The 26,332-nt window shown below is 68.8% G+C and carries 15 protein-coding genes; 4 read left to right on the top strand and 11 right to left on the bottom strand.

Annotated elements, in window-relative coordinates:
- Positions 1-2: 2 nt before the first annotated feature.
- Positions 3-1,028, bottom strand: a complete 1,026-nt coding sequence (locus ASE25_RS15930) for a tripartite tricarboxylate transporter substrate binding protein (protein ID WP_056774014.1) — start codon at positions 1,026-1,028, stop codon at positions 3-5.
- Positions 1,029-1,130: 102 nt separating this feature from the next.
- On the opposite strand from ASE25_RS15930, the gene ASE25_RS15925 reads away from it, so the two are divergent.
- Positions 1,131-2,909, top strand: a complete 1,779-nt coding sequence (locus tag ASE25_RS15925) for an ATP-binding protein (protein ID WP_157623465.1) — start codon at positions 1,131-1,133, stop codon at positions 2,907-2,909.
- The gene (locus ASE25_RS15920; protein WP_056826573.1) at positions 2,906-3,577 is read left to right on the top strand and encodes a response regulator; all 672 of its coding nucleotides are present in this window, start codon (positions 2,906-2,908) and stop codon (positions 3,575-3,577) included. Before ASE25_RS15925 ends, ASE25_RS15920 begins: the two co-directional genes overlap by 4 nt.
- 168 nt (positions 3,578-3,745) lie before the next feature.
- Here the strand turns inward: ASE25_RS15920 and ASE25_RS15915 are convergent, their stop codons facing one another.
- From ASE25_RS15915 to ASE25_RS15905, 3 genes are all read right to left on the bottom strand, one after another.
- A complete protein-coding gene (locus tag ASE25_RS15915) occupies positions 3,746-7,360 on the bottom strand; it encodes a S8 family serine peptidase (protein WP_056826572.1) in 3,615 nt (1,204 codons plus the stop codon).
- Between the two features lie 270 nt (positions 7,361-7,630).
- Entirely contained in the window at positions 7,631-8,179 is a 549-nt protein-coding gene (locus ASE25_RS15910; RefSeq protein ID WP_056826570.1) for an FMN-binding protein, read from the bottom strand.
- On the bottom strand, positions 8,176-9,636 hold the full coding sequence (locus tag ASE25_RS15905; protein ID WP_056774003.1) for a ferric reductase-like transmembrane domain-containing protein: 1,461 nt from the start codon (positions 9,634-9,636) through the stop codon (positions 8,176-8,178). Before ASE25_RS15905 ends, ASE25_RS15910 begins: the two co-directional genes overlap by 4 nt.
- Positions 9,637-9,697: 61 nt before the next feature.
- Between ASE25_RS15905 and ASE25_RS15900 the strand changes: the two genes are divergently transcribed.
- A complete protein-coding gene (locus ASE25_RS15900) occupies positions 9,698-10,369 on the top strand; it encodes a response regulator transcription factor (protein WP_056826568.1) in 672 nt (223 codons plus the stop codon).
- 62 nt (positions 10,370-10,431) lie between these two features.
- Positions 10,432-11,619: a sensor histidine kinase KdpD gene (locus ASE25_RS15895; protein ID WP_235508708.1), complete on the top strand. Its 1,188-nt coding sequence runs from the start codon at positions 10,432-10,434 to the stop codon at positions 11,617-11,619.
- An 88-nt stretch (positions 11,620-11,707) separates the two neighbouring features.
- On the opposite strand, the gene ASE25_RS23715 is transcribed toward ASE25_RS15895, so the two are convergent.
- The 7 genes from ASE25_RS23715 to ASE25_RS15865 form a co-directional block, all read right to left on the bottom strand.
- A complete protein-coding gene (locus tag ASE25_RS23715) occupies positions 11,708-18,610 on the bottom strand; it encodes a PxKF domain-containing protein (protein ID WP_157623464.1) in 6,903 nt (2,300 codons plus the stop codon).
- 313 nt (positions 18,611-18,923) lie between these two features.
- Positions 18,924-19,751 (bottom strand): serine hydrolase, encoded by an 828-nt coding sequence (locus ASE25_RS15885; RefSeq protein WP_056826563.1) that lies wholly within the window; start codon positions 19,749-19,751, stop codon positions 18,924-18,926.
- A 1-nt stretch (position 19,752) separates the two neighbouring features.
- Positions 19,753-20,664 carry an alpha/beta fold hydrolase gene (locus tag ASE25_RS15880; protein WP_056826561.1) on the bottom strand — a complete coding sequence of 304 codons (912 nt, stop codon included), beginning with the start codon at positions 20,662-20,664 and terminating at the stop codon, positions 19,753-19,755.
- A 22-nt stretch (positions 20,665-20,686) separates the two neighbouring features.
- Positions 20,687-21,238 (bottom strand): phage holin family protein, encoded by a 552-nt coding sequence (locus tag ASE25_RS15875; protein WP_056826560.1) that lies wholly within the window; start codon positions 21,236-21,238, stop codon positions 20,687-20,689.
- A 143-nt stretch (positions 21,239-21,381) separates the two neighbouring features.
- Positions 21,382-24,039: a hypothetical protein gene (locus ASE25_RS22865; protein WP_157623463.1), complete on the bottom strand. Its 2,658-nt coding sequence runs from the start codon at positions 24,037-24,039 to the stop codon at positions 21,382-21,384.
- 110 nt (positions 24,040-24,149) lie between these two features.
- Complete coding sequence (locus tag ASE25_RS15870) at positions 24,150-25,073, bottom strand: hypothetical protein (RefSeq protein ID WP_056826559.1); 924 nt, start codon at positions 25,071-25,073, stop codon at positions 24,150-24,152.
- Positions 25,070-26,287, bottom strand: coding sequence for an FAD-dependent oxidoreductase (locus ASE25_RS15865; protein ID WP_157623462.1), 1,218 nt, complete (start codon positions 26,285-26,287; stop codon positions 25,070-25,072). Before ASE25_RS15865 ends, ASE25_RS15870 begins: the two co-directional genes overlap by 4 nt.
- Positions 26,288-26,332: the final 45 nt, after the last annotated feature.

Here is a 26,332-nt window from a genome sequence, read left to right as displayed (position 1 = left end):
GGTCAGCTGGCCAGTCCGAGGGTGGTGAGGATCTCGGCGACCGAGGCGTCCTGCTCCTTGAGGAAGGTGCCGAACGCGTCACCGGTGACGAAGGCGTCGGTCCAACCGCGCTTCTCCATCTCGTCCTTCCAGCCCTGCGAGGCGTGCATCTTCGTCAGCGCGTCGATCCACGTGGCCTTGTCGGCGTCGGAGATGCCGGGAGGGGCCACGATGCCGCGCCAGTTGGTGAAGACGAGGTCGATGCCGGACTCCTTGAGGGTCGGCACGTCGGGCAGGGCGTCGATGCGCTTCTCGCTCGTGACCGCGAGGACCTTGACCTGGCCGGCCTTGACCTGGTCGAGGAACTCGCCGAAGCCGCTGGCACCGAAGGAGATCTTGTTGCCGATGAGTGCCGGGAGCAGCTCGCCGCCGCCGTCGAAGCCGATGTAGCTGACGGTCTTGGGGTCGATGCCGACCGCCTTGGCCAGCTGCATCGGGAGCAGGTGGTCGGGTCCGCCCGGGGACGAGCCGCCGCCGACGTTGACCTTCTTCGGGTCGGCCTTCCACGCCGCGACGAGCGCGTTGACGTCCTGGTAGGGCGAGTCCTTCGGCACGACGATCGCGCCGGCCTCCTCGATCAGCTTGGCGATCGGGGTGGTGTCGTTGAGCGTGGCCTGGCTCTTCTGCGTGTAGGCCGCGCCGACGACGCCGAGCCCCATCTGCATGGCGAGCTTGCCGTTGCCCTTCTCGTTGACCGTGCGCTGCAGGCCCACGGTGCCGCCGGCGCCCGGGAGGTTGAAGACCTGGATCGCGCTGGTGATCTTGGCGGCCTCCATGACCTTCGCCGCGGTGCGGGCGGTCGTGTCGTAGCCGCCGCCGGGGGCGTTGGGGACCATGATCTGGAGGTTGCTGGCGGGGGAGCCACCGGCCGCGCCGGTGGCGGCGTCGTCCTTCTTGGCGGTGGCGCCGCAGGCCGAGAGGGCCAGGGCGGTGACGCCGACGGTGACGCCGAGCAGGACGGACCTGCGGGCGGGAGTACGAGTGCTCATCGTTGAGGTCTACTTTCGCGTTCTGTGGCTGGAACGGCATGATCGTGGCCTGCGTCACGACGCCGTGTCGCCCTTGTGTCAGCAATGAAGGTTGAGTTCGTTTTGGTCACGCAGAGACCGGGCCGCTTCGGTCGCCTCTCCCTCGCCGGGCAGCTGCTCGTCGTGCAGATGGTCATCCTGCTCGGTGTGCTCGTCACCGTCGCACTGGTGTCCCTCGCGCAGTCGGAGTCGACGTTCACGCGCACCGAGGGCCGGCGCATCGCGGCTATCGCCGAGCAGGTCGCCAGCACCCCGATCGTGCGCGCGGAGATGAGCCCAGGCGGCGTCGTCAACGTCCTGCCCACCATCACCCAGTCCGTCGTGACCCAGTACGACGTCACATCGGTGACGTTGGCCGACGCCGACGAGGTCGCCCGGGTGTCGTCGGACCCGACGATCGACAAGACCCGCATCCCGCTCGGCGCGCCGGCCGTCGGTGAGGGGGCTAGCTGGACGGGCGTCATGGACGTCCAGGGCGAGCGGATGCTCGTCGCGCAGAGCCCACTTCTCTACGACCCGCCCGCGACTGGCCCCGCTGTGCTGCCGGTGGGGGCCCAGCTCGGCACCGTCATGGTCGCCGTGCGTATGCCGTCCGCCCTCGACCGCCTCCAAGGTGCGTCGTCGTACCTTCCGACCTACCTCGGCATCGCCCTCGTGCTCGGAGGCGTGGGCTCGTGGCTGCTCGCCCGGCGCATCAAGCGGCAGACGCTCGGGCTCGAGCCGGCCGAGATCACGGGCCTCGCCGAGAGTCGGGAGGCGATGCTCTTCGGACTCGCCGAGGGTGTCGTGGCGCTCGACACGAACGAGCGGATCACCTTGGTCAACAACGTCGCCCAGCGTCTGCTCGATCTGCCGGAGCACGCCGTGGGGATGCGTCTCGACGACCTCCCGATCGGTCCACGGCTGCGTGACGTGCTCCGGGGGGTGACGGACGAGAGCGAGTCCTCGGATGCCGTGGTCGGGGCCGACGACGGTGGCGAGGCGGATGACGCCACGGGCGACGGTGCGGATGACGCCACGGGCGACGGTGCGGGCGACAGGGCCCGGACGAGGCCTCGCGACCAGGTCGTCCTGCGCCGCGGCCGGGTCCTCGTCATGAACCGCATGGAGGTCAGCAAGGACGGCCGGCCGCTGGGCTCGGTGACGACCCTGCGCGACCGCACCGAGCTCGCCGACCTCGAGCGCGAGATCGGCTCGTTCCGCAGCACGACCGAGCTGCTCCGGGCCCAGGCGCACGAGTTCGCCAACCAGCTGCACACGATCTCGGGGCTCATCCAGCTCGGCGAGTACGACGAGGTCGTCGGCTACGTCGACGCCGTGAGCGAGCACCGTGCCCAGCTCGACCTCACGGTCTCGCGGCGCATCCGCGACACCGCCGTGACGGCGCTCGTCATGGCCAAGGCCGCGCAGGCGACCGAGCGGCGCGTCGAGCTGCGGGTCTCCGACGACACGTCGCTCGGTCGCGTCGGCCCGCGCGACTCGGCCGACGTCGCGGCCGTCGTCGGCAACCTCGTCGACAACGCCATCGACGCTGCGGCGTCGTCCGACGGCCCGGACAAGTGGGTCGAGCTGACGATCCGCCAGGACGCGAGCTCGCTCGAGGTCAGCGTCGTCGACTCGGGGCCGGGCATCGCGCCCGAGGTCGTGACGGAGGTCTTCACCCACGGCTACACGACGAAGGCGGCCCGGGCGGGCGAGCGTGGCATCGGGCTGGCGCTGACGCGCCTGATCTGCCAACGTCGGGGCGGCGAGGTCGAGGTGGAGAACACCCCGACGGGCGCGAAGTTCGTCGCCCGCCTCACCGTCGAGGCCGCCATCGGGCACGCGGAGGAGAAGCGATGACCACGGTGCTCGTCGTCGACGACGACTTCATGGTGGCTCGCATCCACCGTGGCTTCGTCGAGCGGATCGACGGCTTCGAGGTCGTCGGCACGGCCCAGACGGGCGACGAGGCCGTGGCCCTCGTCGAGTCGCTCCGGCCCGATCTCGTGCTCCTCGACCTCTACCTCCCCGACGCGTTCGGGCTCGACGTCGTCACCCGCCTGCGCGCGGCCGGGCACACCTGCGACGTGCTCGTCATCACCGCGGCCAAGGAGGCCGACGCGGTGCGGGGCGCGGTGCGGCAGGGCGTCGTCGGCTACCTGCTCAAGCCCTTCGCCTTCGCCGACCTCGAGCAACGGCTGCGGACGTATGCCGCCGAGCGGGCCCGCGGCCTGAGCGACGACCTGACGCAGGAGGAGATCGACGCGGCGTTCACCTCGCAGCCGGTCGGCCGCGGTCCGGTGGCCGTGCTGCCGAAGGGCCTCAGCGCCGAGACGGCGGAGGCCGTCGAGAAGGCGCTCCGCGAGTCGCGCGAGACGCTTTCCGCGACGGAATGTGCTGAGGCCGTGGGCATCTCGCGGGTCAGTGCCCGTCGCTATCTCGAGCACTTCGTGTCGTTCGGCCAGGCCGACGTGACCCTTCGCTACGGCACGACCGGTCGCCCGGAGCGCCGCTACCGCTGGCTCTGACCGCGCCGGCCGACCACGAGCCGCCAGGCCGATCGTGCACTGACCCACCGTCGAAAGGCCCCGCTCTCACGCAGCTGCAGTGAGAACGGGGCCACTCGACTGGGACGGGGCGCTCACTCGAGTGGGGCTGGGCGCTCACTCGAGTGGGGCGGGGCGGACTCCCGCGCGTCAGCGGACGGTGACCCGGCGCAGTGCGCTGCTCGAGCCGACGTAGGCGCTCGACCCGCGGTAGACCCACATGTAGTCGACCGACGCGCTGGGGGCGTGGGCGTAGGAGACCGTGCCCACGGAGCTCGACGTGCGCGTGGCCGTGAGGTTCCACGTCGTCGAGCCGACCTTGCGCCAGTAGAGCTGGACCGGGACGCCGGAGATCGGACCACTGGTGTCGCGGCGGGTCAGCTTGCTGCTCACCGTGACGAAGCGGCCCTTGGTCAGCGACGTCGTGCTGGAGCCGATGGTCTCCGCGGTGCCGACGAGCTTGACCGACGATGCCGGGCTGTACCTGCCCGAGCGGTCCTTGGCCCAGATGCGGAAGCTGTACGTCGTCCCCTGGGCGAGGTTGACCTTCGCGCTCAGCGCCGTGCCCGAGTAGACGCCGGTGCCGGCCGTGACGTTCGCCGGCGGGGTGGATCCCGTGGCCATCCGGACGATGTAGCGGTCGAGGTCGTTGACCGCCGGCGCCGTCCAGGTCAGCGTCGCCGCGCGCAGCGCGCCTGTCGCCCTGAACGCCCCGACGCCCTTCGGTGCCACGTCGACCGTGCGGAACGTCGAGGAGTATGCCGTCGTCATCGTCGTTGCCGACGTGTCCTTCACGCCGGAGACCGTGAGCCGGTAGGGGGCGTTGTCGTAGAGCGGCGACGTCGGCCTGACCGTTGCGGTGCGCTTCACGGCGTCGTAGCTGACCGTGGTGGGGACTGCGGATCCGTTGCGGCCGTTGAGGATCCGCACCGTCGACGTCGTGACGCTCGAGGGCACGACGTCGCGGGCGAACGTCACGGTGGGCGTGTAGGTCTGCGTCGTCCCCGACCCGAAGTCGTTGGGCGACGTGCTCCTCACCCACAGCTGAGTCGTCCCCGGCGTGGAGGCGCCGCCGTTGCGGACGAGGCGGAGGCCGCTGTCGGTCGCGACGACCGCATCGGGGCTGCCATCGCCGGTGACGTCGCCGACGGCCAGCGCCCCGGGACCGAAGTCCTGGACCGTGTCGGTCTGCCCGTAGCCCGTGGCGCCGAGAGTGCCGTCCTGCCCTTGGAACTCGACCGTGACGTGGCCCCACTTCTCGTGGAGGGCGATGACGTCAGGTCGCCCGTTGCCGTCGACGTCTCCGGACTCGACCGAAGTCGGCCAGTCGGTGGTGCTGCGTACGACGGGGTCGGCCAGCTGACCCGTGCTCGTCTGCGTCAGCACGACGATCTGCGACGAGGGTGCGACCTCGCCGGTGCTGACCACGAGGTCCGCACGCGAGTCGCCGTTGACGTCGGCCACCTCGATGCCGCGGTGGACGGCGCCGGCGACGGCGACGGGAGTGGTGCTCGTCCACCCGGTGGTCGTGTTGTGCAGCACGCGGACGCCGTCGGCCGCGACGGCCGCCACGTCGGGGCGTGCGTCGCCGTCGAGGTCACCGGTCTCCAGCTCCGTGGCGTGAGTGTCGGAGACGACCGTGGCGGCCCACGACCCGTCGACCTGCTGCACCAGCGCTGTGACGCCCGCAGGAGAGGAGGTGACGAGGTCGGTGCGACCGTCGCCGTCGAGGTCGGCGGTCTCGACGAAGGTCACGCCGGATGTACCAGGCACGAGGGTGGCGGGTGCGAGGTCGCCGGCTGCCGTCTGCAGGAGAACCTGCACGCCGAGATCCGTCGCGACGACGACGTCCCGGCGTCCGTCACGGTCGACGTCGGCGACGACCACGTTGTGGGCGAGCGAGGAGTCCACGGTCCCGTACGGCCGAGCGGCCCCGAACGTCCCCGAGCTGGTCTGGGCGAAGACGTAGAGCTGCGCCCCGGTGCCGGGCGCGGCCGCGGTGGCCACGGCGTCGACCCTGCCGTCACCCGTGAGGTCGCCGACCGCGGTGGCGCCCAGTGCCGCGTTGCCGCCGGCCACGGACGCGACCGGGAAGAGGACGGACGGGTCGAACTCACCGATGGGGGCGGAGTCGACGCCGACGACGTAGGACGCGTCGGTGCGGTTGCCGTTGAAGTTGCGCACCGTGAAGAAGTACTCGTCGCCTGATGGTCGGAACGTCAGCGTCTCGCTCTCGCCGGGTCCCTTGGCGTCGACCTGACCGACGAGCCGGAGGTTCTTGTCGTAGACGGCGAGCACGGGGTCGAGGTTCTGGGCGTCGTCGGCGTTGTTGTACGAGGGGCCTACCGTGACGCTCGCCGCCCGCAGGGCCGTCGGCGTGAAGCGGTACCAGTCGACGTCGCCCTCGACGTCGATGAGACCGTAGTTGGCCTGGTCCAGCGTCTTGGCGCGCACGGGCACATCGTTGGGCTCACCGATCCACGGGGCGGGCTGGGCGAAGTCGGCGGCCCAGCCGCCGCCGAGCGCGTTCGTCGCGTCGACGACGCCGGCACCGTAGTAGGGGTCGATGCCGCGGGGCCCGGCGTCACGCGCTGTGGACCTGAGCCGCGAGAGCACCTGCGCCGGCGTCAGGGCCGGCGACTGGGTGCGGATCAGGGTGGCGACGCCGGCCACGATCGGCGCGGAGAACGACGTGCCGTCTCCGAAGTAGTACGTGTCGGCCAGGCGCGTCGACAGGATGCCCCATCCGGGGGCGGCAACGTCGATCCACGGGCCGTAGCTGCTGAAGTCCGTCAGGGCGCCGGTCGAGTCGGTGGCGCCGACGGCGATCGCCTCGGGATAGGCCGCGGGGTACTGCGGCACGTCGTCACCCCAGTTGCCTGCGGCGACGATGACGACGGCACCCTTGGCGACGGCATTCTTCACGGCGTCGTGCAGTGCCGGGTTGTCGCCGTCTCCGCCGAGCGAGAGGTTGAGGATCTTCGCGCCGTGGGAGACGGCCCAGTTGACGCCCTCGGCCACGTCCGAGTCGGTGCCGTTGCCGGTGCCGTCAAGGACCTTGACCGGCATGATCTTGGCGTTCCAGGCCACGCCCGAGATGCCCACACCGTTGTTCGTCGCGGCGGCGATGATGCCCGAGACCATCGAGCCGTGGCCGTTGTCGTCGCTCGCGGCACCGGCGGCGATGCCGACGTTCCTGATGGCGTTGTAGCCGGCAACGGTGCGGCCGACGAGGTCGGGGTGCTTGCCGTTGACGCCGGTGTCGATGACGGCGACGACCTGGGTGAGCGAGCCCTTCGAGCGATCCCAGGCGGTCGGCACGCGGACGGTCTTGAGGTAGTCCTGGTCGTAGCCGAAGGCCGGGTCGTTCGGCGTGGCCGCGGCGGAGCGCACGTAGTCGAGCGTGACCTCGGCGACCGACGGGTCGGCGCCGAGCCTGCTCGCGAGCTCCTCGGCGCGACCGTTCGTCGTGACCTTGACGAAGCTCGTGCCCCCGACCTGCGCGCCGGCATGTCCTCCTCGACGCGTGAGCGCCAGGTCCCGGCTGGCCTTGGACGCCGTCGTCTTGAACTTGACGAGGACCGTGTGCGGGTCGTGGGCGCGGGTGTGGCCGCCGGTGCGGGAGAGCCGCGGCAGGTGCTTGGCCACGACCTTCTTCGCCGTCGGGGTCGGAGCCGCGGACGCGACGGGGGAGGTGGCGAAGGCCGTGACGGGCGCGACGAGCGCAAGCGTCAGGGCAGCGGCGAACGGCCGGCGTCTGAACATGGAGGAGCCCCTGTGAGAAGTGGTGGTGCGAGCGCATCATGACAGAGCACGAGGTCCCGGATGCCTCGAATGCACCGACATCTGCACGCACCCGCAGCGGCTCGCGAACCCCGCGTCGCACGCGGACCGCGGCACCCGGCATACGCCATCGGTCGGGAGTGTGTGCCGGGTGCTGTCCGACGCGGGGAAAGGTGCGGCCCGCCGACCACAGGGGAAGATCGGCGGGCCGCGTCGCGGGCACCCTCTCGGGGTGCGGATCGTGGGGGCTCGTCAGCCCAGGTGGGCGGCGTCGATCGCCGACTGGAGGCTCTGCTGGTAGGCCTCGCTCGTGTAGGTGGCGCCGCTCACGACGTCGATCTGCGCCGACTGCGCCGCCAGCGCCTCGCGCCTCAGGGTCGGCGCGGCGCCGGCGCTGATGGACACCGACGTGCGCGAGCTGTCGGTCAGCTGGAGGGCGTGGACGTTGGTGATCTTCTTGCCCGTGAAGCTGACCCGCACCTGCACGGAGCCGTACTGCGTCCCGACGACGGCGCCGTCGACGGTGCCGGACGCTGGTGCCGCAGTGGTGGCCTTGGGCGCGGCGCCCGACGTCTTCGATCCGCTGGACGTCTTCGAGCCGCCCGTCGGCTTGGAGCCGGAGGCCTTCGAGCTGCCGGACGGCTTCGGCGGCGCAGCGGCGACGGGCGTGCCGGCCTTGGCCGACGACAGGATGTGGACGCCCGTGACGGCGGCGTGCTTCGGTGCGAGCCCGGTCGCCCAGGACGCACTCAGCGTGACGATGCCGGCCAAGCCGACGAGGGCAGACGTTGCCTTCCTCACCAGGAGAACCTTTCGTCGTGGATGTGGGCCTTGGGGATGCCGCCCTCGAGGAGGCTGCGGTGGACGAGGTTCATCCAGCCGCCGGGGCCGCAGAGGTAGGCCTCGTGCCGGCGCAGGTCGGGGACGAGCTCGGCGAGGCGCTCGGCATCGGGGACCGGCCGGCCACCGGAGTGGTCGGGCGGCAGCCAGGAGCCGCCGACGGGCGGGCCGACGAGCAGGAGCAGCTGGTGGCCGCCGACCGCAGTCAGGTGCTCGAGCTCGTCGCGCAGCGCGAGCTGCGACTCGTCGTTGGCGCGGTAGACGACCGTGACGTCGCCGGGGCCGGCGTGGCCGTGGCGCACGAGCTCCTCGAGGATCGAGCGGACCGGCGTGACGCCGATGCCGGCGGCGAGGAGCAGGACGCGACGGCGGACGCGCTGGCGGGAGGTGAAGGCGCCGTAGGGGCCCTCGAAGAGGACGCGCGTGCCGGGTCGCAGGTGGGCCAGGCGGCTCGAGTGGTCGCCGAGCTCGCGCACCGTGATGCGCAGGCGGCGGCCGTCGGGGGCGCTCGAGATCGACCACGGGTGGGCGGTCGCGAGCAGCCGCGGGCTGACGAAGCGCCAGTTGAGGTACTGCCCCGCGCGGACCGGGAGCCGGTCGAGGTGACGGCCCTTCATCCACACGGACCAGACGCCGGGGGCCTCCTCGACGACGTCGGTGACGCGCAGGTCGTGGCGCAGGCTGCGGGCGACGGGGACGAGCACGCGCCACCAGAGGACGCTGGCCGCGACGATCACGAAGAGGGTCCACCAGTAGGTGCGCACCCACTGCGAGGCGGTGAAGTCCGAGCCGATCGACAGCTCGTGCGGCACCGCGAGGACGACGGCGGCATACGCCGTCAGGTGCACGAGGTGCCACCACTCGTAGGACAGGCGCCGGCGGGCGATGCTGACCGACGTCACCGCGATGACGACGAGCAGGGCGGTGGCGATGAAGGCGAAGAGGAGGTCGCTGCCGCCGGTGAGGAGCCGGAACGACTCGACGACCGGAGCGAACGGGCCGTGCAGGTCGTCGCGCGCCGCGTAGCCGATGACGATGGCGCCGACGTGGACGAGCACGAGCGGCACCGTGACGCGGCCGAGGATGCGGTGCGCCTTGAGCGCCCGGTCCATCCCGTAGACGCGGTCGATCCACGGCACGCGGGCGGCGAGGAGCAGCTGGATGAGCAGCAGGTCCATCGCGACGAGGCCGGTGAGGCGCCCGACGGCGATGAGGGTGGTGCTGCTCGTGCCCGCGACGAGGTCGTGGCTGCCTCCGCCGAGGAGGAACTGCGCCACGACGGCGAGCAGGCTCGCGATGGCCAGGGTCTCGAGGAGGTCGCCGGTGCGGGCCTGCCAGCGGCGGAAGTCCGCGCCGGCACGCAGGGCTCGACGGACCCGGCTCGGGGTCCCACGGTGTGGTGCGATGGTGGTGCTCACACAGTCGATGGTGGGCAGCCGATCTCAGAAAGTTATGAGACACGAAAGGGAGGCTCGGGCCATGACCGCGTCGCCGATCCGCCCACGGCTGCTCCTCGTCGAGGACGACCCCGACCTCTCGCAGATGCTCACCGAGCTGCTCGGCGAGGAGGGGTATGCCGTCACGGCCGTCCGCGACGGACAGGCGGGCCTGCACCGTGGCCTCGTCGACGACTGGGACGTGCTCGTCGTCGACCGCGGGCTGCCGGGCATCGAGGGGGTCGACCTCGTGACGCGCCTGCGCTCGCGGGGTCTGACGGCGCCGGTGCTCTTCCTCACGGCGCGTGGGACCGTGGCCGACCGCGTCGAGGGTCTCGACGCGGGGGCGCAGGACTACGTCGTCAAGCCCTTCGACGTCGACGAGGTGCTCGCGCGGCTGCGGGCCCTGCTGCGCCCGATGGGTGGTGCGGCCGGGGAGCTGGCCGTCGGTGAGCGACGGCTCGTCGTCGCCGAGCAGCGGCTCGTCGGCGGTGACGGCGAGGTCATGCTGTCGGGCCGCGAGGCCCGCCTGCTCGAGACGCTGGCGCGCCGGCCCACGCGGGTCTTCACCCGGGACGAGCTGCTCGTCGCGGCCTTCGACAACGCCGACACGCTTGGCGCCGTCGACACGTACGTCTACTACCTGCGCCGCAAGCTCGGGAAGTCCGTCATCGAGACCGTGCACGGGGTCGGCTACCGGCTCGGGGCCTCCTGATGGGGAGGCGCTCACGGGCGGCCGTGGGGGAGCGCGACCCGTTGCGACGGGCATCGCGGTCGGTGGCTCTGCGCGTCGGTGCGACCACGGCCCTCGTCGTGCTGCTCGCCATCATCGGCACGGCCGTGCTCTTCGACCGGCAGCAGCTCGCCGAGATCCGCGGGGGCACCGAGACGACGGCCCGGACGGCGGACGACGTCGTGGACGCGCCGCCCGGCACGTGGCTCGTCAAACTGACCGACTCCGGTCACGAGGCGACCCGGTCGATGCCTCCCGAGCTGGCCGCCGCGGCCTCTGCCGTGGGGCCGGACGTGTCGGGTGCGACGAGCCTCGCCGCCGAAGGTCGCTCGTGGCCGGCGTGGGTCGACCAGCGCGAGGGCGTGCGCTACGTCGCTGTCTACGACATCCGCCTGCACACCGGGGAGGAGCAGCGGTTGCTCGTGTCGACCGCGGCGGCCGGAGTGGTGGGGGTGCTCCTGGCTGCGCTGACCGGGCTGTTGGCGGGGCGGCGCGCGGTCCGCCCGCTCGGCGAGGCGATGGAGCTGCAGCGCCAGTTCGTCGCCGACGCATCGCACGAGCTGCGCACTCCTCTGGCCGTCATCAGCACCCGGGCGCAGATGCTGCGTCGACATGTCGCCGCGGACGCTGCGGTCGCTGGCGGCGGGGACTCGGCGGCGGCGCGGCGGCTCGCCGAGGTCGACCAGCTCGTCCACGACACGCAGGCCATGGCCGACGTCGTCTCCGACCTGCTGCTCTCGGCGCAGCTCGAGCACGTCGACGAGGTGGCCGAGCGGGTCGACCTGGGTGCCCTCGCCTCGGAGGTCGTCACGTCGCTCATGCCGTATGCCGCGGACCACGGGGTGACGCTCGTCAACGAGGCGGCCGCTGCTGGTGGGTGCGTCGTGCTGGGAGTGAGGCCGAGCCTCCGGCGCTCGGTGCTGGCGCTCGTCGACAACGCGATCGCCCACTCCGAGAAGGGGACCCAGGTCGAGGTGCGGTCGTGTGTCGAGGACGGTCAGGTGCGCGTCGACGTCGTCGACCACGGTGACGGTGTCGATGCGGCGGATGTCGAGAACCTGTCGCGCCGCTTCTCCCGCGGTGACGGCGGGTCTGGAGGCCGGCGCGTAGGGCTCGGACTGGCGCTCGTGACCCAGATCGTCCGCTCGCACGGCGGCCGCCTCGAGGTCGCCGAGACACCCGGTGGGGGAGCGACGTTCAGCCTGCTCATCCCGGCTGCCGCCGCCGACTGACGGCTGTGCAGGTCGTCCACGAACAAGAGAACGGGCGCACCACGTCGTCGTGGTGCGCCCGTCCGGTCCCCCTGCTTCCTCCCCTAGCTCATCGAAGGCCGATGTTGACGAAATACGTCTGGCCGTCGTCAAGCGTCACGCCGACCCTGTAGTAAGAGCCTGCCTGGGTCTTGTCGGTCTTCCAGTTGTACTGGTACTGCGTGCCGTCCCAGGTGTACGTCCCGCCGACCGTCTCGGCCGCCGTGTAGGCCGTCTCGTTGACCGCCGCCGCTGTGCTCGAGCCCTTGACGGGAGCGAGCCACTTCGGCGGCGTGCCCGCCTGGATGACCTGGCCCGCAGCGTTCTTCAGCTGGAACTTCATCGGGATGGTCTGGCCGGCGTTGAACACGCTGGTGGACAGTCCCGTCTGGTGCGCGGTGTCGTTGACTGGCTGCAGGAACAGGGTCGTTCCGTAGCCGTAGAGCACCGTGTAGGTCACCTTCGACGTGCCCACGTTGCCGGCCTTGTCGGCCGCCGTCGCCGTGTAGGTGAAGGTGCCGACGCCGTTCGCGGTGCCTCCGGTCCGCGTACCGGTGGCCGGAGCCGCCAGTCCGCTCGTGCCGTCGGTGGCGCTCGCCGTGGCGCTGGGGACCGCGCCGATGGTGTACACCGCGCCGTCCTTGACCCCGCCGATGGTCACGCTCGGGGCAACGGTGTCGACGTTGATGCCACCGACGGTGGTCGTGCCCTTGTTCCCCGCGTTGTCCACGGCGGTGCCGGTGGCGCTGTTCGCGCCCTGGGCCGCGAGCGTGGCATCGGGCTGGCAGTTGGCGATCCCGCTGACCGCGTCCTTGCAGTCGAACTGCACGGTCACGGGAGCGTTGTACCAACCAGCGGCGTTCGGGCTGCTGGTGGCTTTGCCAGTGATCGTGGGCGCCGTCTTGTCCACCATGACGGTGGCCGTGCCGGCCGTCTCGACGTTGCCGGCGTTGTCGACGCTCCAGTAGGTGACCTTGTGGGTCCCCTCGCTGGTGACGCTGAACGTGGTGCCGGCCTGCTGCGCCCCCCCGTCGACCGTGTAGTAGGTGCTCGCCACGCCCGACAGGCTGTCGGTCGCGCTGAGCTTCACGGTGACGTCGCTGTTCTGCCAGCCGCTGGGTGCAGCGGCGTCGGTGCTCGGGGCGTGCCGGTCGATCTTGATGCCCTTGACCGTCGTGCTGGCAGTGTTGCCGGCCCTGTCCTCCACCGAGGCGGTCGTGGACAGAGCGCCACCCTCGCTGGTGATCGTGCTGTCGGCCGGGTTCGCGCCGTCGATGCCGGAGAGGGGGTCAGCAGCAGTCCACTTGACGGTGACATCGCCGTTGTACCAGCCGTTGCCGTTCGGACCTGCCGTGGGGGCGCCGGTCAGGGTCGGGTCGGTCTTGTCGATGTTGACGCCGGTGATACTGAGGTCGTCGCTGGCGTTGTCCGCGGCGTCGGTGGCAGTGCCACCAGCGCTCTGGTTGGCGCCCTCTGCCAAGGTCTTGGTAGTGGGGCAGGACGAGACGCCGGAGAGGCCGTCCTGGTCAGCGCAGGTGAACGTCGCCGTGACGTCCGCCTTGAACCAGCCGTTGCCGTTCGGCTCGGCAGACAGGCTGCCCGTGATGGTCGGCTTGCTCTTGTCGACGTTGACGCTGGTCTCGTCAGTCGCTGAGTTGCCCGCCTTGTCGGTGGCGTTGCCCTGGACCTTCTGCGCCGCGCCCTCGCCCTTTGTGACTGGGTCGGTGCAGCTGGAGACGCCCGAGCCACTGTCGGTGCAGATGAAGGTGACGGTGACGTCGCTGTTGTTCCAGCTCCGCGTGTTGGCTGCCGGCGACTGCTTGTGGCTGATTCCGGGTGCCGTCGTGTCGATCTCCACTTGGATGTTCTTCTGCGCCTCGACGTTGCCGGCGACGTCCACGCTCCACACCTGGAGCGTGTGGACGCCCTCGGTGTCGATCGTGACGCTGGTGCCGGTGGCGGCCATCTCCTTGTCGAGTTGGTAGTGCGTCGACGCGATCCCGGAAAGGTTGTCACCGGCGGTGAGCTTCACCGTGACGGCGCTGTTGCTCCAGCCCGAGACGTCGGAGACGGTCGTGCTGGGCGCAGTCCGGTCGATCTTGACCGGGGCGATCGTCGCCGAGGTCTCGTTGCCGGCCAGGTCGCGGACTGAGGTGCCGGCGCTTAGGCCGGTGCCCTCGCCGTCGATGGTGCTGTCCGCCGGGACCGCGCCGTCGAGGCCCGACAGGGCGTCAGCGGCGCTCCACTTGACGGCGACATCCGCCCGGTACCAACCAGCCCCGTTGGGTTCGGTGGTGGCGGCGCCACCCAGGGTGGGGGCGGTCTCGTCGACGTTCACCGGGCCGACGGTGGTGCCCTTGCTGTTGCCGGCGGTGTCGGTCGCGGTTCCGTTGACAGACTGTGCGGCGCCTTCGCCGAGCATGGTGGGTACCGGGCAGCTTGCGATGCCGGACAGGCTGTCGCGGCAACGGAAGCCGACCGTGACGTCACCGGCGTACCAGCCGTTCGTGTTGGCGGCCCGGTCCGGGCGACCACCGATCAGCGGCGCCACGGTGTCGATGCTGACGGTGGCGTTGTCCGTGAAGGCGTTTCCGGCGTTGTCCACGGCGGTGCCGGGGACTGCTTGGTCCTGCCCGTCGGTGCTCACCTTCGCGTCGGGCGAGCAGGTCGCCACGCCGGAGAGCTTGTCTTCGCACTGGTATGCGACGGTGACCGGCGTCTTGTTCCAGCCCTTGTCGTTCGGGGCGGGGGAGACGGTGTGACCGACGGTCGGCTTGCTGAGGTCGATCTTGACCATGGCCGTCTGAGCGGCCTCGGTGTTGCCTGCGAGGTCGACACTCCAGTACTTCAGGGTGTGAATGCCCTCGGTGTCAATGGTCAGCAGCGCGCCCTTGAAGACGCCGCCGTCGTCGACCTGGTAGTAGGTTGCGTCGACCCCTGACAGGCCGTCGGACGCGTCCAGGCTGACCGTGACCTTGCTGTTGTTCCAGCCACCGGCAGCGTCTGCGCCCGTGGTTGGGGCGGTGCGGTCAATGTTGACCGCGACGCTGTCTTCGGTGGTGCTGTTTCCGGCCTTGTCGGTCACCGTGGCGGTGTCCTTGAGGCCGCTGCCCTCGCCGGTGATGGTGCTGTTGGCGGGAGCGGATGCGACACCGGAGCGGTCGTCGGTGGCAGTCCAGGCGATCGTGACGTCGCCCTTGTACCAACCGTTGCCGTTCGCGGCGACAGTCGGCTTGCCGGACAGGGTCGGTGCGGTCTCGTCGACGTTGATGCCACCGACCGTGGTGCTTGCCGAGTTGCCGGCCGCGTCGAGTGCAGTGCCCTCGAGCGACTGGTCGTCGCCCTCACCGAACGTCTTGTCGGGGGTGACGCTGTCGATGCCGGACAGGGCGTCGTCCCCGTCAAAGTGAACTGTGACGTCGGTCTTGTTCCAGCCGGCCGGGTTGGCGGCCGGGCTGCGGCTGCCGGTGATGGTCGGCTTGGTCTTGTCCAGGCTCACCGTGGCCGGGTCGGTCGCGGTGTTACCGGCGTTGTCCGTGGCGGTGCCGGTGACCGGCTGCTCTTTGCCCTCGGTCATGACGGTCTGGGGCGCGGTGCAGCTTGCGATGCCAGAGAGGTCAGCCTGGTCGTCGCACGTAAACGTCACAGTGACGTCCGCGTTGTTCCAGCCGTTGGCGTTTGCCCTCGGCGACAGCAAGTGCGTGATGGACGGGTTGCTCTTGTCGATCTGCACCGTGAGGGTCTTGGACTTTTCGACGTTGCCGGCCTTGTCGATGCTGGCGTAGGAGATGGTGTGCGTCCCCTCGCTGGTCAGCTTGACCGTGGTGCCGGTCTGGAGATCGCCGCCATCCGCGGTGTAGTGCGTGGCGTCAACGCCGGACAGCGCGTCATGCGGCGTCAGGGTGACGTCGACGCTGCTGTTGACCCAGCCGCTGGGGGCGGAGACGTCCGTGCTGGGGCCGGTCTTGTCGATCTTGACCGGCTCGCTGGTGGCGCTGGTCGTGTTGCCGGCCTTGTCCGAGACGGACGTGGAGGCTGTTTGGCCCCCGCCCTCGGTCGACAGGATGGAGTCGGCGGGCTTGACGCCAACTAGGCCGGACAGGGCGTCGTCCGCGGACCAAGTCTGCGTGACGTTGGTGTTGTACCAGCCGTTGGCGTTCGGGCCCGTCGTCGGGGCGGCGCTCAGGTTGGGCGCCGTCTTGTCGACGTTGATGCCGCTGACCGTCGTGCTGGCGGTGTTGCCGGCGTTGTCGGTGGCGGTGCCGTCGACCTTCTGGTCAGCGCCCTCGCCGAGGTGCTGCGGCCCGGTCACGGTGTCGATGCCGGACAGGACGTCCTCGCCGTCGAAGGAGACGGTGACGTCGTCGGAGTACCAGCCTGCTGCGTTGGCCGCCCGGTCGGGGCCGCCCGTGATCGTCGGTGCAGTCTTGTCGACGTTGACCGTGGCGGTACCGGTGACGCTGTTGCCGGCGTTGTCGGTCGCCGCGCCCGTGACCTTCTGCGCCTTGCCGTCAGTGCTCACGGTCTGCGGGGCCGTGCAGTCCTTCAGGCCTGACAGTGTCGTCTGGTCGGCGCAGGAGAAGCTGACCGACACGTCGGTGTTGTTCCAGCCCTTGCCGTTCTGCTCGGGCGACTGGCTGGGCGTGATGCTCGGCGACGAGAGGTCCACCTTGACGGTGAAGGACTTCGCGGCCTCGGCGTTGCCGGCGTTGTCCACCGAGTAGTAGCTGACCGTGTGGACGCCCTCGGCGCCGACCGTGACGGTGTCGCCCTTGGTGGGGGTGGTCGCCCCGTCGACGGCGTAGTAGGTGCTGTCGACGTCGGAGAGGTTGTCGTTGGCCGACAGGCCCACGGTGGCCGGTGCGTTGACCCAGCCACCGGGGACGTCGATCGCCGACGTCGTCGGAGCGGTCCGATCGACCTTGATGCCGTCCACGGTCGCGGAAGCGGTGTGGCCGGCCTTGTCGCTGACGCTCGCCGAGGCGGAGAGGTCGCTGCCTTCGCCCTTGACGACTGAGTCGGCCGGGCAGGCGACGACGCCGGACAAGTTGTCCGCGCAGCTCCAGTGGACCGTCACGTCGCCGGTGAACCAGCCCTTGGCGTTCGGCGTACCGACGACCTTGCCCGTGATGGTGGGGGCGGTCCTGTCGACATTCACTGCGGAGGTGGTGACCGTGGCGGTGTTGCCGGCGGCGTCGGTCGCAGTGGCGGTGTCGGTCTGGGCAGCTCCCTCGCCGAAGGTGTGCGCCTTGTCCTGCGTCTTGATGCCGGAGAGCGCGTCCGAGGCGGTGTAGGTGGCTGTGACGTCGTCGTTGTACCAACCGTTGGCGTTCGGTGCCGGTAGGGAATCGACGGTGATGACGGGCTTGGTCTTGTCGATGCTGACGGCGGCCGGGTCCGTCGCCGAGTTGCCGGCGTTGTCCGTGACCGTGCCGGTCACTCCTTCGGCCTCGCCCTCGGTGGTCACCGTCTGCGGGCCGGTGCAGCTCGCCACGCCGGACAGCGCGTCTGAGCAGGTGAACGTGACGGTGACGTTCGCGTTGTTCCAGCCGTCGGCGTTGGCGGCCGGGTTCTGGGTGTGGCCGATCGTCGGTGAGGTCTTGTCGATGCCGAAGCTGACGGTGTGCGCCGCCTCGGTGTTGCCGGCGAGGTCGGTGCTCCAGAACTTGAGGGTGTGGTTGCCCTCGGCGGTTACCGGGACGCTCGTGCCGGCGGTCTGGGCGCCGCCGTCGAGCTGGTAGAAGGTCTTGTCGAAGCCGGACAGGCCGTCGTTGGGGACCAGGGTCAGCGTGACGTCGCTCTTGTTCCAGGCGGGCGGTGCGGTGACGGTGGTGTTAGGTGCGGTCCGGTCGATCTTCACGGCAGCAGACTGTGCGTTCGTCGAGTTGCCGGCCTTGTCGGTCGCGGTGGCGCTCGCGGTCAGCGCGGTGCCTTCACCCGTGATCGTGCTGTTGGCAGGGTTGGTGGTGCCGGAGAGTGCATCGGCGGCGGTCCACGCCACAGCGACGTCGCCCTTGTACCAACCGGCGGCGTTGGGCTCCGTGGTCGCCTTGCCGGAGAGGGTGGGAGCGACCTTGTCGATGTTGATGCCGCTGACCGTCGTGCTGGCCGTGTTGTCGGCGTTGTCCGTGACGGTGCCGGTGACCGACTGGTTCGCCGCGCTCGTCGTGAACGTCGTTGGGGCCGAGGAGGACTTGACGCCCGACGTGGCGTCGGCCGGCGCGAAGGAGACGGTGACGTCGGTGTCGTTCCAGCCGTTGGCGTTCGCTGCCGGGGTGCGGGAGCCGGTGATCGTCGGAGCAGTCTTGTCGAGCTTGACCTGCACCGAGGCGGTGCCCGTGTTACCGACGTTGTCGGTGACGGTGGTGTTCTTGGTGACCGTCCCGTCCGTCGTGACGGTGTCGGTCGCCGGTGAAACGGTCTTCACGCCCGAGCCGCCCGTGTCCGCACCGGACCAGGTCACGGTGACATCGGCCTTGTTCCAGCCCGCTCCGTTCGGGGCGGGGCTGATGGCGCCCGTGGCGGTTGGTGAGGTGTTGTCCAGGGTGTACGCCGCCGACTGGGTGCCGAAATTCTCGTTCTGGTTGGCCACGCACTTGCCTTGGCCGTTCACGTTCCTCCATGCCTTGGTCGTGTACTGGACGACACCGCTGCCAGAACCGGCGGTGAGCCAGGGATAGGCAGATCCGCTGAAACTCCACGTGGCGCTGTTCGAGCCGGACTTCGTCGCGATGGTGTTGCCGTCGCCGTCGATGACGTCGACGCAGCGGGTGTTCCCGTCGGTGTTCAGGGTCAACGTCAGGGCTGCGCCCTGCTTGGCGTAGACCGTTCCGTTCGCAGCCGTGAACGTGTTAGCGCCCCCGCTGAAGGCGGCTGACGTGACAGATGCGGCGTAGGACACAGAGATGTTGGCCCCGGCAGCAAGAAGTGTGGTGGCCGCCGCCGCGGCAGCAAGATGACGGCGTGCAGACATGGTGAATCCTCCCCTTTAGGCGTCGACACCCTCCGCCCCCGCGATTCGACGTGAGGCACAAACTAGGGCGGCCCTGGCGACGTGTCTGCGGAATCCGTGAAACTGAGTTCTGTTGCCCGACAGTTGAATCCGTTGTGACCGAATTGCGGTGATTTGGGGCGGGACAAGGCGGGCAAGCCGCCCGCGATGGGGTCGCCAATGGAACACACCCTTGCACGTTCAACAGTGCGCTGGTTGGCGGACATGTGCCCCACGACGACCCCGCCTGGCTACGTTTGCTTCGGTTCCCGCAGTGACGAGCCGCGGGAGTGGCTCAAAGCTGGGTGAGGACCTGCTCGCCGATGTGGCGCATCCCGCGCAGAACGGCCCAGACCGTGAGGTGGTCGAGCGTCGTGCCAGGAGAAGGGTCCCAGTTGGCGACCGCGGCCCAGGTGATCGTCCGGTCGCCCGACGTCACGGCGCCGACGTCGGCCCGCACCCCGGCGTCCGTCCCGGTCTTGTTCCAGAACGTCGTCGGCAGGTCCAGCGACGCGTGGTGGGCGATCGGGTCGAGACCGCCCTGCTCGACGAGAGCCGAGCCGACCATCGACTGGTCGACGTTGGCCGATAGCCACTGGCGCACAAGGCGGTCCGCGTCTGGCCCAGTGGCCGTGCCGGAGGCGAGTCGGGCCATGAGCCGGCTCAGCTCGGCGGCGCTGCCCGTGGACAGGGTGGCGGGGTGGTCGGCGCCGCGGACGTCTCGGACGCGATCGTGCAGGGCGGTTGCACGCAGGCCGAGGGAGGTGGCGCGGGCCGCGACCTCGGCGAGCCCGACCCGCCGGAGCAGGACGTTGGTCGCGAGGTTGTCGGAGACGGCGCCGACGAGGGCCGCGACGTCGATCAGTGGGAGCGTCTCGACCGAGAGCGTGTGCCAGAGTCCGGAGTCGCCGACCCAGAGATCGACCGAACGGGTGAGTGGCTCGTCGGGGGAGAGGTCGCCGGCGGCGATGAGCCGGGCCGTCTCCACGAGGAGCAGCACCTTGCCGACGGACGCCGTGCGCAACGGCGCGTCGGCACCCGAAGCAGCCAACGGCATACCCAAGCCGTCACGGACGCACACCGACCACGTGACGCCGCCGGCGTCGGGAAGCTCGAGCTCCATGTCAGCCAAGGGTTCCGAGCCACTTGAGGAGGGCGGCGTTCACCTCGTCGGGGGCTTCCTCGGTGAGGAAGTGGCCGGCGCCGGGGACCTTGACATGTCGGTAGTCGCCGGGCACGAAGGCGCCCGACCCGTGGGTGGCGGCGGCGATGACGCAGCCGTCGTCGCTGCCCTGGAGCTGGAGCACCGGCACTCGGATCGCGTGTCGGATGCGGCGCATGAAGAGCGGCCCGTCGGGGCGCACGGCCGACCTGCCGAGCCAGCGGTAGTGCTCGGCGGCGGAGTGGGCCACGAAGGGGATCATCATGGCGTCGCCGTAGCGCGAGACGTCCTCGGGCGTCGGGAAGCTGCCGAAGGGTGAGGACCACGAGCGGAGGAGGTCCTCGACGTAGTCGTGCGACTTCGCCATCTCGCGCTCCGGCACGAACGGCTTTTGCAGGCCGGCGATCCATGACGAGGCGCGACGTTGCTTGGCGTTGGACCACATCGCGTGCCGCAGGATCCGCGGGTGTGGCATCGACAGCGATGCGATGGCGCGGGTGACGTCGGGTCGAAGGATCGGCATGCACCACGCGATCCAGCCGCCGAGGCCCTGACCCATGACGACGGCGTCCTTCTCCCCGAGGGCGCGGATGACGCTGGCGGCGTCGAGGGTCGCCATGTAGGTGTCATAGCCCCGCGGGGGCTTGTCGGAGCCGCCGTAGCCGCGGAGATCCATGGCGGCGACGCGGTAGCCGGCGTCGGCCAGGGCGACCATCTGTTCGCGCCACACGTACCAGAACTGCGGGAAGCCGTGCAGCATCAGCACCAGCGGGCCGTCGCCCAGCTCGGCGACGTGGAAGCGGGCGCCGTTAGCGGAGACGTAGCGGTGTTCCCACGGACCGTCGATGTTGACGAAGGCAGCGTCGACGGACATGGGTGTGGCTGGTGGTCCCGGGTCAGGCGTCGCGAGACGGGTCAGGCGTGGTCGGCACGCTCCCGTTGCTCGGCGGCGCGGCGGGGGTGATGGGAGCAGTCGTGTCGGCCGGCACGGTGGCCGGGAGGCCGGGGCGGTCCCACTCGGGGCGCGGGGCCGGCACCGTCGTGCCCGGGTGCTCTACCGCCGACTTGATCGCCTCGACCGTCTCCTGAGCCTCGGCGATGGTCTTCGCCGGGGTGGGTTCGACCGTCTTCATCTTCCTCACGCCGAGCAGGCCGAGGACGGCCGCGACGAGAAGCATGAAGACGGTGACGATGAGGAAGCTCGCCCAGCGCGGCAGCCCCAGGGCCTGGATGCCTTCGGCGAGCGTCGTGAAGAGGAAGTAGACGGAGTAGAACGCGATGACGGCCGCGCCGGCGAGCAGGCCGCCGCCCACACCCGCCTTCTTGACCTGCACCGAGACCTCAGCCTTGGCCAGGGCGATCTCGCTGCGGATCAGCGTCGAGATGTCCTGTGTCGCGGACGCGACCAGCTGGCCGAGTGTCCGCTCCTGCCGGGGATCCGTGCTCATCGGCTCACTTCCTCGGTGATCGTCGGTGACTGCGCGGTCGCGCCTACCAGATGCAACCCTACTGCGCAGTCCCTACCCGAACGTGCACGGCAGGCACCAGTGAACTGAATGGTGCGTCGGATCTGTGGGGTCTGCTCACGTCGTCATGGTGCGACGTAATGCTCCGACCACGTTGCGTGTGCCTCCGCGGTACATCCCTTAGGCGCATCGACCTGAGCTACGACATCCAGGGGCACCACCCTCAGGGCGAAGCTCGGGAACGAGCCCATGGGCACGATTGTCCGCCCCCCGCCCAAGTCGACGTAGACGAAACGGGGTGTGGGGCTGGCTGGGTCATACCAAGTCAGCACGGCGTTGGTCCATTTACCGCAATTCAGGTCAAGCGTCAGTACGTCATCTTGCTCACCTGGCGAGGGTGACGGAATATGTACATCGATGCGTGGTCCCACTTGCCGAGTCTTTGTCGCGGCGGGGCGCGGCTCAACCAGTACATCGCTGATGGCGTTCGCGCGTGGCGCTCCCCATGATCGCGCCAAGGCATACAGATTCAGAGGTGGTGAGAATGCGAGATCAAACATCTCCACTCTCTCGTCGAGGGACCCGGCGCGCATGCACCCACTGGGCGCGGTGCCATCACTCGTGCCCCAGATCGCGAATCCAGGCTCTCCCGGTGTGCCGCACTGAATCGGGACGTAGTGGTCGAGGATCCAGCGGTAGATCCGTGGGATTCGGAGCCCGACGCTTCCACCGTCATGCCACTCGCTGAGGTTGGTCGTAAGCAGAGAAACCCGGGGCGGTCGCAGTGAGAGACGGGCGAGTTCGCTGGTCTCAACCGAAGTCGACGTAATGTTGTACGCAGCGCCGTAGGAAAGGGCGTTGGGTGCGCCGAGGTAGCGGAAGTCCGCCTGATTGTTTGTTAGGTCGAGTAGTCCGTCCGTCGCTCCGGGCAGCTGATGGAGCTGTGAGGCCAGCGCCGCGTACTCAGCCGCTAGGGCTGGATCCATCATGGCGCCGCCAAATCGCCCATCCATTCGGACGAGCCTGCCGCCCGCAGTGGAATCAGTTGTCGTCATTGCTCGCGAAGTGAACGTGGCAGCTTTTGCTATTCCTCCGTCAAGAAGGATGAGCGGCACCACTACCAATGCAGCGGCCATGTTGGTCGCCCTCGTCCAGTGGAACCATCGACCCTGGCACGCGAGGAATGGCAGAGCAATGCCCGCTGCTACGAGAGTCAGAGCTCCGATCCGCGAGATCCCGTCCGGGTCGATTCGCCCTAGCGCCCGCGGCAATTGGAGAACGAGGTAGGCGAAGAGTGCAAGGGATAGGGGAAGCGCCTTCGCCTGCAGGCGTTCGCGCGAAAGATGCCCAAGGATGAGCGTACCGATTACGGCGAGGAGGGGTAGGACGGCCGCGCGAACGAGCTCCAATATAACCGTTGCGCCAGAGACCTGCGACTGAAGCTGAATGGACCACAACCACGGTGTTCCCCAAACCTGGTCGTTGACCGAGCCCTGGCTTGCCACGTATCCCATAGCGGATGTCAGAGCGGTTCGAATTGGAGGCACGGCTACGACGATGATGGCCACGCATGCCGCTGCGACGATTCCTGTCAGTCGAAGCCTCGGGTTCCGCTCTGCGGCGAGGCGGGCGACAGTAAGGACGATAATTGCGACCAAGCACGCCACCCCTTGGGCAGGGGCGGCCAGGATTGCCACCACCGCAAAAAGTGTGCCGAAGGACCACGCCAAGCTGTGGCGCCACTGCGACACCCGGTAGACGAGCACGAGGCCGAGAACCATCGCGACATCTCCAATGGCGATGAGGTTCGCGGAGGCGAATGCCGTCGTCAGGGTGACGAGAAGAGTCGCGGTCACGGGGAGGTGACGTGCGGCCAGTGCATATGCGAGGGTGGCCAAGGCGAGTGATAGCCATGCGTGGCCCAAAGTCACAAGGCCAGCTCCTGGGGCGGCCATGAGGTCCGCGAACCAATTTGGGGTGTAGTTCACCAGGAGGCCGCGCGCAGGAAACTGGTCCACATATGGCATCTGGCCCCAGACGCCTGCGAGGTAACCCGGCGACACCAATTCTCCGAAGTGGTAACCGTCCCGAGGGATTACCGGGCCCAGGACGGTCGCGCTTAGGGCGACAACTGTTACTACGACGGCTGGCCCATTGACCAGCTCTGCAGCAGAGAGTGTGGCGCCTCGTCTCAGCGACCGGAGAGTGTGCAGACCTGTCGCGCAGACCACTCCCGTCACCACAACGGCTGTGAGCCACGCAAATGGCGTCGTCCACGCGTTGGCTGCCGGCCCGACGTGTGGATCTGGCGCCGGCAGGAGCGCGAAAACGCCTGAGCCCAGCACTGACTGGGCGATGACGATGAAAGTGGTGCCTGTCGGCGGGGACGATTCTCGGGTTCTCGCTTGCCATGCCAGAAGACCAATCCACAGCAGGGCGACACCCAGCCAGGCCCAGGAGCCGGACTCGACTCCGAGCCCCGCGAGTGTTGTTCGCAGGCCGATTGTGACCGTGCACGTGGCGATAAGGAAGGCGCAGAGGACGACCACCGGATTGGGAACGAATGACGAGTCAGGTAGCGGAACCTGGGACGCATAAGGGTGACTGCGGTGGTCCCGAAACCAGGCAGTCGTGAAGCCCACAACTGCGCCGAGCGATACAGCGGCGAACGCGCCGATCAGTTCTACCGACTTGTCGCCAATCCCAGCAAACGCCATCGTGCCGGTGGTGAGATCGGCGAAGTTCTCCGTCAGTCTCGCGGAATAGGTGATGACGAGGATCATGACGCTGACAGTGGTCACAATCGCCCAAAGCAAGGGCGCAAGGCTCGCTGGACCTGGTCGAGGGAGCGACGGGGCAGTCCTTGCCGCGTTCATGGGTGCTCTCGACGCCATTAGGAGGTGGGATCCGCGACGGCCGGAAAGACCATCACATGGGCCGTTGCATCTTGGGGCTGTTCCAGAGTCCGTGAAAGCGATTCGACACGCTCCCAAAGAAGCCCTAGGCAGGTTAGGACTGCTGCCAGTCCTAACCCAACCACAACCATGAGAGTTGTCCATCCCTCGGGGGCCTGGCCCGTCCAGAAGAACAAGACGAGCGCGAAGATGGCTGTTGCGAAGGAGAACAGCGCAAATGCGAATGCGCCTATTGCCGGCAAGATGCTTGCGGCGCGGGTGCCGCGAGTAAGGACCGTGATCGCCTCCCCCCATCGCTCCCGGTATCTCTGGGTTGGCGGCCTGCGCACTTCATGTGTTGCCAGTTTTCGTGGAAGTCCCATCCCAGCCACAAGCAGTAGGCGGTTCGGCAGAGTGCGTCCTGCCGCGATGGCAAGGTCCAAGGCGCGCCGGGAGAAGAGCCGGGCGAACGTTGGCCGGAGGGGGGATGATCTCGGGCGGAAGGCGTTGGCCACGCTGTAGAACGCGCGACTCGTGGTCGACTGCTGTGCCGGGCAGAACTCCACGACGTCGTACCCTTCGTCGACCGCTTCGACCATCTCTACTAGCAGCGCAGTCGTGAGCTCGGATGGGCTGGCATTCCAATCGATGACGAAGTCGCCGACCGCTCGAGACAGTCCTGCCATCAGACTCGCGTCGCGGCTCGAACCATGCCAAGTGACGACGAGGCTCATGGGGTTGGTCAACACTGCGTCGGCGCAGCGCGTACTCAGGGTGATGGCGTCTTCGGTCAGAGCTGAAACGACAACGATGATCTCGTGATCCTCAGCTACCTCGGAAAGATTGGAGTCCAAGCGAGCCAACGTCCCGCCGTCGAGTGACGAATCTCCCGAGATGACGAGACTGATGTACCCCTTCTTCACGCGAGTCCCCGCTCAATATCGAAGATGGTGCTGACCTTGCCCGAGAAGACGGTCCATACTGGCCCGCAGGGTTCCTTCAGGACGACGGTGGGCCGAGCATCGTCCACGTCAGCCGTCTTGAGGATGGTCTTGATTGTCCAGACGGATGACTCCGGCGTAAAAGCGTCGGACGCCTTGAGGTAGGCGGATACCTGTTGGACTTTATGTCTCCGTGACGACCTAGGTCGTTCGTCGCACGTGGAGCAGTCGGCCAGTGCGATAGGACTGCAGTCCTCGCGGCGATCTTGGCACGAGAAGACAGGCAAGCCTGTTGCCCGCCGGCTTGGCGTCAGTCCCACCGAGGTGAGGCTGACGCGACCACTGTGGCCATAGGGCATCATTGACCAGTACTGCCCGTCCATCACGGTGAAGCCCGTCCCTTCAAGCCTGTTGTCAACGCGTCCGAGGGTCACCTCGGCCACCTCGTGGGCTAGGGGTAGCGGCTCAAGGTCAAGCGTTCGTCTGAACGCGTTGATGCCCGCGTACGTCGCGATGACTAGTCCGTCGGCTGACATCAGCTCCCCGTTTCGCAGTTGCACCGATACGCCGGAACCAGTGACCCGCGCTCCCGTCGCCACGACCCCTGTCCTCACCGTGATGCGATGGCTTGTCGCGATCCGATGGGTCAGCGCTTCGAGAACTGCGTTGACATCGAAGGACGGTTCCTCCACGCGCCAGGCGGCCTCGATCAGCGACTCGTTGAACCATCTGGACACGGGCAGGCGGTGCGCTGAGATGCCGAGACGGTCAATGAAGCGTTCGTAACCCACGCCAGTCGTGCTTGAGCCGTGGCGCGCCACGGCGTAGATCTGGTCGAAGCGGTGGATGGCATCGGGAAACTCTGCGCAGAATCGCTCGAAATTCGCCAAAGCACGTTTCGCGGTGCTGAGGCTTCGCGGGTAGTGCAGTCCTGTGTGAAGCCGCGCCTGGTTCACGGTCGATGCCCGCGACAGGAGCGCGTCAGACTGCTCGAGGAGGATCACATCACTCCCGCGACTCGCCAGCACCAATGATGACCACACACCGAAAAGACCGCCGCCCACAACTATCATTCGCGTGGGCATCAGGCGGTCCGAGTCGTTACCGGAGGCAAGATCTTGCGCATACTCGTGGGCTCCACTGGCTTTGTCGGGTCGGCGTTGTCCGAACAGACACAGTTCGATCAGTCCGTTCACAGGCCGAACCTCGAAGAAATCCGAGGCGCAGTCGCGGGCCAGGTG

Source organism: Terrabacter sp. Root85, assembly GCF_001429185.1.
GTDB lineage: Bacteria > Actinomycetota > Actinomycetes > Actinomycetales > Dermatophilaceae > Terrabacter.
This window is presented reverse-complemented; position numbering and strand designations above follow the sequence as displayed.

What these genes read in the sequence shown, in the direction of transcription:
- ASE25_RS15930 (WP_056774014.1), bottom strand. Translation starts at nt 1,028, where the DNA reads ATGAGCACTCGTACTCCCGCCCGCAGGTCCGTCCTGCTCGGCGTCACC.
- ASE25_RS15920 (WP_056826573.1), top strand. Translation starts at nt 2,906, where the DNA reads ATGACCACGGTGCTCGTCGTCGACGACGACTTCATGGTGGCTCGCATC.
- ASE25_RS15915 (WP_056826572.1), bottom strand. Translation starts at nt 7,360, where the DNA reads ATGTTCAGACGCCGGCCGTTCGCCGCTGCCCTGACGCTTGCGCTCGTC.
- ASE25_RS15900 (WP_056826568.1), top strand. Translation starts at nt 9,698, where the DNA reads ATGACCGCGTCGCCGATCCGCCCACGGCTGCTCCTCGTCGAGGACGAC.
- ASE25_RS23715 (WP_157623464.1), bottom strand. Translation starts at nt 18,610, where the DNA reads ATGTCTGCACGCCGTCATCTTGCTGCCGCGGCGGCGGCCACCACACTT.
- ASE25_RS15885 (WP_056826563.1), bottom strand. Translation starts at nt 19,751, where the DNA reads ATGGAGCTCGAGCTTCCCGACGCCGGCGGCGTCACGTGGTCGGTGTGC.
- ASE25_RS15880 (WP_056826561.1), bottom strand. Translation starts at nt 20,664, where the DNA reads ATGTCCGTCGACGCTGCCTTCGTCAACATCGACGGTCCGTGGGAACAC.
- ASE25_RS15875 (WP_056826560.1), bottom strand. Translation starts at nt 21,238, where the DNA reads ATGAGCACGGATCCCCGGCAGGAGCGGACACTCGGCCAGCTGGTCGCG.
- ASE25_RS22865 (WP_157623463.1), bottom strand. Translation starts at nt 24,039, where the DNA reads ATGATCCTCGTCATCACCTATTCCGCGAGACTGACGGAGAACTTCGCC.